The 4,677-nt window shown below is 50.6% G+C and carries 10 protein-coding genes; 1 reads left to right on the plus strand and 9 read right to left on the minus strand.

Features of this window, described 5'->3' with window-relative positions; translation table 11 throughout:
• Positions 1–278: 278 nt before the first annotated feature.
• Both VF724_RS20855 and VF724_RS20860 read right to left on the minus strand, forming a co-directional pair.
• On the minus strand, positions 279–779 hold the full coding sequence (locus tag VF724_RS20855; protein ID WP_371756159.1) for an RDD family protein: 501 nt from the start codon (positions 777–779) through the stop codon (positions 279–281).
• Between the two features lie 18 nt (positions 780–797).
• Positions 798–950, minus strand: a complete 153-nt coding sequence (locus VF724_RS20860; protein WP_371756160.1) for a hypothetical protein — start codon at positions 948–950, stop codon at positions 798–800.
• Positions 951–966: 16 nt separating this feature from the next.
• Between VF724_RS20860 and VF724_RS20865 the strand changes: the two genes are divergently transcribed.
• On the plus strand, positions 967–1,308 hold the full coding sequence (locus VF724_RS20865; RefSeq protein ID WP_371756161.1) for a stage II sporulation protein M: 342 nt from the start codon (positions 967–969) through the stop codon (positions 1,306–1,308).
• Here VF724_RS20865 and VF724_RS20870 read toward each other — a convergent pair.
• Genes VF724_RS20870 through VF724_RS20900 form a run of 7 tightly spaced genes read right to left on the minus strand, consistent with a single transcriptional unit; the run spans position 1,286 to position 4,478 of the window.
• Complete coding sequence (locus VF724_RS20870; protein ID WP_371756162.1) at positions 1,286–1,849, minus strand: hypothetical protein; 564 nt, start codon at positions 1,847–1,849, stop codon at positions 1,286–1,288. The two genes, VF724_RS20865 and VF724_RS20870, sit on opposite strands and share 23 nt — an antisense overlap.
• Entirely contained in the window at positions 1,800–1,982 is a 183-nt protein-coding gene (locus tag VF724_RS20875; protein ID WP_371756163.1) for a hypothetical protein, read from the minus strand. The genes VF724_RS20870 and VF724_RS20875 overlap by 50 nt, the downstream gene beginning before the upstream one ends.
• On the minus strand, positions 1,982–2,110 hold the full coding sequence (locus VF724_RS20880; RefSeq protein WP_371756164.1) for a hypothetical protein: 129 nt from the start codon (positions 2,108–2,110) through the stop codon (positions 1,982–1,984). Before VF724_RS20880 ends, VF724_RS20875 begins: the two co-directional genes overlap by 1 nt.
• A 10-nt stretch (positions 2,111–2,120) precedes the next feature.
• Positions 2,121–2,360 (minus strand): hypothetical protein, encoded by a 240-nt coding sequence (locus VF724_RS20885; RefSeq protein WP_371756165.1) that lies wholly within the window; start codon positions 2,358–2,360, stop codon positions 2,121–2,123.
• Entirely contained in the window at positions 2,357–2,887 is a 531-nt protein-coding gene (locus VF724_RS20890; protein ID WP_371756166.1) for a DUF4350 domain-containing protein, read from the minus strand. Before VF724_RS20890 ends, VF724_RS20885 begins: the two co-directional genes overlap by 4 nt.
• Before the next feature lie 18 nt (positions 2,888–2,905).
• The gene (locus tag VF724_RS20895) at positions 2,906–3,517 is read right to left on the minus strand and encodes a hypothetical protein (protein ID WP_371756167.1); all 612 of its coding nucleotides are present in this window, start codon (positions 3,515–3,517) and stop codon (positions 2,906–2,908) included.
• Positions 3,510–4,478: a hypothetical protein gene (locus VF724_RS20900; protein WP_371756168.1), complete on the minus strand. Its 969-nt coding sequence runs from the start codon at positions 4,476–4,478 to the stop codon at positions 3,510–3,512. The genes VF724_RS20895 and VF724_RS20900 overlap by 8 nt, the downstream gene beginning before the upstream one ends.
• Between the last annotated feature and the right edge of the window lie 199 nt (positions 4,479–4,677).

Genomic DNA, 4,677 nt, shown 5'->3' on the forward strand with positions numbered 1-4,677 from the left:
GCTCCTCTCTTTGGGTATTGATGTTCTGACAAACACCATTCTACCAAAGATTCGGAGCACTTTTCATATTTTCAAAGAACATTACTTTCGAAATTCAGGATAAAGGAAATGAGATATGATATGAAGATGATAGATCCAATGATTATGATAATATTTTGAATTGAATTAAAATCAGTTTCAGTTGCTGCGAACCAAATACCTGCAGCTACACACCCCAAAAAAATTGTCGAGTTGAGTCGCCGATGTTATGTCGGTGGGGCCTCCGATCTTTTCAGAGGCTATTCGTCCGATCTGTAGACCACCGCCGTTCCGGCGATATAATCGTGGAGCGCTTTTTTTTCCTTTCCCAGCGCAATAAGAAATCCGATAAACAGGATGAGAGTTGAGATTGTTTTGCCGATTGCTTCACGCAGGAACATGGTCCACCAGGGCAGGGGTTTTCCGTTCACGCGCACGATGCGTATGCCCACCATTTTTTTGGCGAGCGTCTGCCCGTTCATGAGCACCGGGATCACAACATAATAAGCGAGAAAAATAATCACATTTATACCTAAAATGGTGAAATACGCTCTCCATACATCCGGTCCAAAGCCGACCCCGGCTGCGGGATCCGCGCTTAATTCCGGGGATTTCACAAAAAAACCCGTCGTTAAATCAACAATCCACCCAATATCACCATATCCAATAAATACGCTCCCAAACGGATGCCGAAACCGGCCCGCTCCATGGTCATCAACCTCCTGAAAGTATACGTTTTTCTTAATTTCTCCAAGAAACATGATGAATATGTGTCTGCGTTATAGCTGCCAATCTTCCTTCACCTGATTGTAAATCGCGATTAAAAAAGCGACGGCATCGTCTTCGTAAATACGGTTGTCCGCAAGTTCAAGTTTTGCGAAAATGCGCTCGGCAATGCGGGTGCCCAGCTCCTTACGTCTTTCGTGCGCCAAACCGGGGATCCTTTCTATGAAAGTAGACAGCAGCAGCCACTCTTCATGGCCGATCTTCGCCCTGCGGGCCGTCATTTTTGTGGCCGGCGGCGCCGGATTATATATGGGATACCGCATGTTCGTGCCCGGGTGCTATCCCCGGAAGTTTCAGCTCCTTCGCTCCGCCAAGGAATCGGCGCAGCTGCTGCTCGGAACGCTCCCGATGTTCGTCGTTGCCGGCATCATCGAAGGGTATATTACCCCCGCAGAACTTCCGCTTCAGGCAAAATACGGTTTTGCCGCCGTTACTCTGTTACTGCTAATTTTCTATTTCCTGTACGCATCCGGCAAAAAGCTCACAAGGCTTCCCTGGACTTGAGCTCCAGGTAATAATTGACTGCATTCCAGGCAAGCCGGTCCGCCGGAACATCAAGCACCGGGATGCCGAAACCAGCCATCTTTTGTATATAATGCTTGCGGTCGAGCATGAATTTCTGCGCAATGCTTTTGATAAAAGCGGACCGCTCGTCGCAAACCTCGCTGCCGGACCAGCGGAACAGCAAAGGGTCCTGCAAAGCAAGCAGCAGAAATAGATGGCTTCTTCTCATTTTCAACAAATAAGGGGCGAGTCTCTCTTCAAACAAATAGCTTTCCATATCCGAAAGAAGAATGAGCAGACTTCTTTTCTTCTGGAATCTGCCGATATAATGTGACAGATCCAGGATGCTTAAAGCGAAAAGCAGGCCATTGACTATCCAGAACGCGTAAAAACCGATGTCCGTCGGAAAAGCGGCACCGATGATCAAAGCGGCGAAGATGCAGGCATAAATCAACCGCCGCGTCGGCACGATAAAGTTTTGCAGCCATACTTTACCTGGGAACCGGGACAGAGGCCAGCGTCTCGGAAATGAATTGGTCATTCGTTCCCCCCTCCAATTCGATTTGCGGCATGAGAATGACTCTGTGCCTCAACGCCGAGCGGGCCACGATTTTAACATCATCCGGCGTCACAAACGTTCGGCCTTCCAGCAGCGCCCATGCCTTGCTGGCCATCAGTACCGCGACTCTCGCCCGCGGTCGAGCAGAACGTGCCCCCCTGCCAACAGGGCCGTTAACAGGAAGCGGATATTTTGCTCTTGTCCGAAGACGACACTCTCCATTTTTTTGATCCATTTTTCCATGCAGCCTCACTCACTCCTTTTCCAGCCCCGCAAGCATTGTTCCATCACTGGGATATTTTTCCTGGCGCAGCAAAGCTTCTTTCGCCAGTTTGTGCCTTTGGTACCACTCCGCCACGGCCTTCCAGTCTTTTTGCAATGCCGGCCAGATCATCGCGAAATGGTCATGCTTCATAATGTTTTGATTGGTGATCCATTCGGGGGCAAGAATGGCGATGATGCTTCCTCTGCCCACTTTTACGATACCCGTCAATACACCCTGATCGTCGGAGGGGATAATTTGCCCTGCGGAATGCCGGTCAGCCGATTGTCGGTCGAGACCGTGCCTTGATATCGGCCTCGTTGCGAGGCGGAGCGCCACGACGGCATGTGCGCCATGATCTTCTTCGGCCCGGATTTTGCGTTTTTTTCGTTTGTCACGGACAGTCTCAGCGGTTTAAACTGCCGCGGGTCGCGATCGAACAAAATCACATCGTTGCCCTGCTCCGCCCACTTGACGATCCAATCGCTCTCCCAATCCTGCATCCCAAGCGGTTCAATGACAACGATCGCCTGATCGCCGCCCGCCGGCAAAAAACGCCACGATTGTTCCCAGCCTTTGGCGGGACGCTGCTTTTCTTTCAACAATAAAAACATTACTTTGACACCGTGCAAATCCGGGGAAAACGATAAATAAGGCGGATATTTGCGGGGTTTTGGCTTAACCAGCAGCGAACCGGCAATGAGAAAGAGAAGAACGGCTGCGACCAGGGCGGCGAGAAGCCTATTGGGCATAGGCATGCGCTTCGGCCTCCCCGATCATCGATGCGAGATCATCGATATACCTATAAAGCTCGCCTTCATCCGGGGTCTCCCTGCCGTACCATACCCGTTCGAAAACAAGCGCCCGCCCGCCGGAATGCGGCTTCCCATTCCCCCCCCCCCCCGGTTTTCCCTCAGTTCCCGGACATACTCCCAATTCGTTTTCCATCTCTCCACCTTCACGCATTCCCGATGCTCCAGATAGAACAGCAAAGCGAGAAACGCATGGCGAATCGCTTCGCGAACGTCCTTCTTTTCAGCCAACGCTTTGGCCTGATCGAGAAAAAAGGAATACGGCTTTTGCATATCCTCATCGCAAATCAGCATGCGCTTTTTCAGCTTTCGCTGACGGATGATTTGCAGGGTGTACCAGACGATCAGCATGAGCAGCAGCGCGATAACCAAAATGATAATGCCGTAGGATACCGTTCGTGCCGTACCGCCCGGAATCGATGCCTTCGGAAACCATTTGGCCAGCCATTCGCCCAGCTTTTCCAACCATGCGTCCGACACGTTCGCCCGTTCCTGGTGATAGGCCGTAAATTCCTCGCCGAAGAGGATTTGCCGCAGCTTCTCCCGATCTTCATCCAAGCGGAAGCGGTTATCCATACCGCTCCACCTCGGCCTCCGCCAGCGGGAGCATCCGCTGCAAATCCAACCCTTCACTGCGCGCCTTCAAATCAAAATACGCTACGGCATACGCCACGATCAGCATGGGTGAAACGGCAAGATAGACGAGGATTTCCAGCAAATCCGTCAGCACCGAGCGGCCGAACAAGTTCAGCACACCGGTCACCGTCGAAAATACACTGAATACGACCAATAAAATAAAGAAGACGGCAAATAATCTCCAGAAGCTGCCCTCCGTCAACTTCCAGCTCCGCGACAGCCCAAGCCTCTTGTTTTCCAGAACCACCGGCGGAAGATAAAAACCAAAACGTACTAAAAAGTAGGCGACCCCGACCAATAACGCGATTCCGGCCGCCAGCAGGATGACCACCAGCACCGTAATGACAACAGGATGGGTGAAAACCGGAGGTAATCCCGTATTGGCGAGAAAGGCGATGATGAAAATTACGGGAATGGTTGCAGCTACGATCACAAACCATCCCGCCACAAGAAAAAGCGAGTAGACGACCGTATTTCCAAGCAAGCTCCAAAATTTTTTAAACGGTTTGACGACCATATCCTTCCACACCGGTTCGTTTCCCTGTACAACGTCCTGAACCGTGTACAATACAGAGGCCTCGCAAAGCGGAGTCAAGATATTGATATAGATCCATAAAAGCACGACTGACCCGAACACGGTCCACGCGCTGCTTGCGTCAGGCATACCACCGGGAAGGTTAAATCCTTCCTCGAGAAACTGTTCCCACGAGAAGCTGCCATCCCACGCAGGAAAAAATGAAACATCGCGGGCGCCATACGTCAGCACATTTTCCAAAATATAGTAGGGGACCAGAAAAATGAGCATCAATAAAAACAATTTGCCGAAGTGATTCCGGTACACCTGAAAGCTCAGATCCAACAACCTTCCGACGCCCAACGGTTTTAACGGCCATTCCCGCATACGCCACCCCCGTCATTGGCTACTTTTTTTGCATAGTATGTCCTGCAAGAGGCGGTAAATGCGTGAAAGTAAAAAACATTCGCGAATATAAAATTAAGACCTCAACTTTCGCAGCTGAATTTAGGCAGTAAACCCTTGATGTAATTGGGCAAACCGGAGATCCAGTCATATAGTTGACGAAAGATTGAGGTTTTATCTC

The sequence above is a fragment of the Ferviditalea candida genome (genome assembly GCF_035282765.1).
Taxonomy (GTDB): domain Bacteria; phylum Bacillota; class Bacilli; order Paenibacillales; family KCTC-25726; genus Ferviditalea; species Ferviditalea candida.

What these genes read in the sequence shown, in the direction of transcription:
- VF724_RS20855 (WP_371756159.1), bottom strand. Translation starts at nt 779, where the DNA reads ATGTTTCTTGGAGAAATTAAGAAAAACGTATACTTTCAGGAGGTTGAT.
- VF724_RS20865 (WP_371756161.1), top strand. Translation starts at nt 967, where the DNA reads ATGAAAGTAGACAGCAGCAGCCACTCTTCATGGCCGATCTTCGCCCTG.
- VF724_RS20870 (WP_371756162.1), bottom strand. Translation starts at nt 1,849, where the DNA reads ATGACCAATTCATTTCCGAGACGCTGGCCTCTGTCCCGGTTCCCAGGT.
- VF724_RS20875 (WP_371756163.1), bottom strand. Translation starts at nt 1,982, where the DNA reads ATGGCCAGCAAGGCATGGGCGCTGCTGGAAGGCCGAACGTTTGTGACG.
- VF724_RS20880 (WP_371756164.1), bottom strand. Translation starts at nt 2,110, where the DNA reads ATGGAAAAATGGATCAAAAAAATGGAGAGTGTCGTCTTCGGACAAGAG.
- VF724_RS20890 (WP_371756166.1), bottom strand. Translation starts at nt 2,887, where the DNA reads ATGCCTATGCCCAATAGGCTTCTCGCCGCCCTGGTCGCAGCCGTTCTT.
- VF724_RS20895 (WP_371756167.1), bottom strand. Translation starts at nt 3,517, where the DNA reads ATGGATAACCGCTTCCGCTTGGATGAAGATCGGGAGAAGCTGCGGCAA.
- VF724_RS20900 (WP_371756168.1), bottom strand. Translation starts at nt 4,478, where the DNA reads ATGCGGGAATGGCCGTTAAAACCGTTGGGCGTCGGAAGGTTGTTGGAT.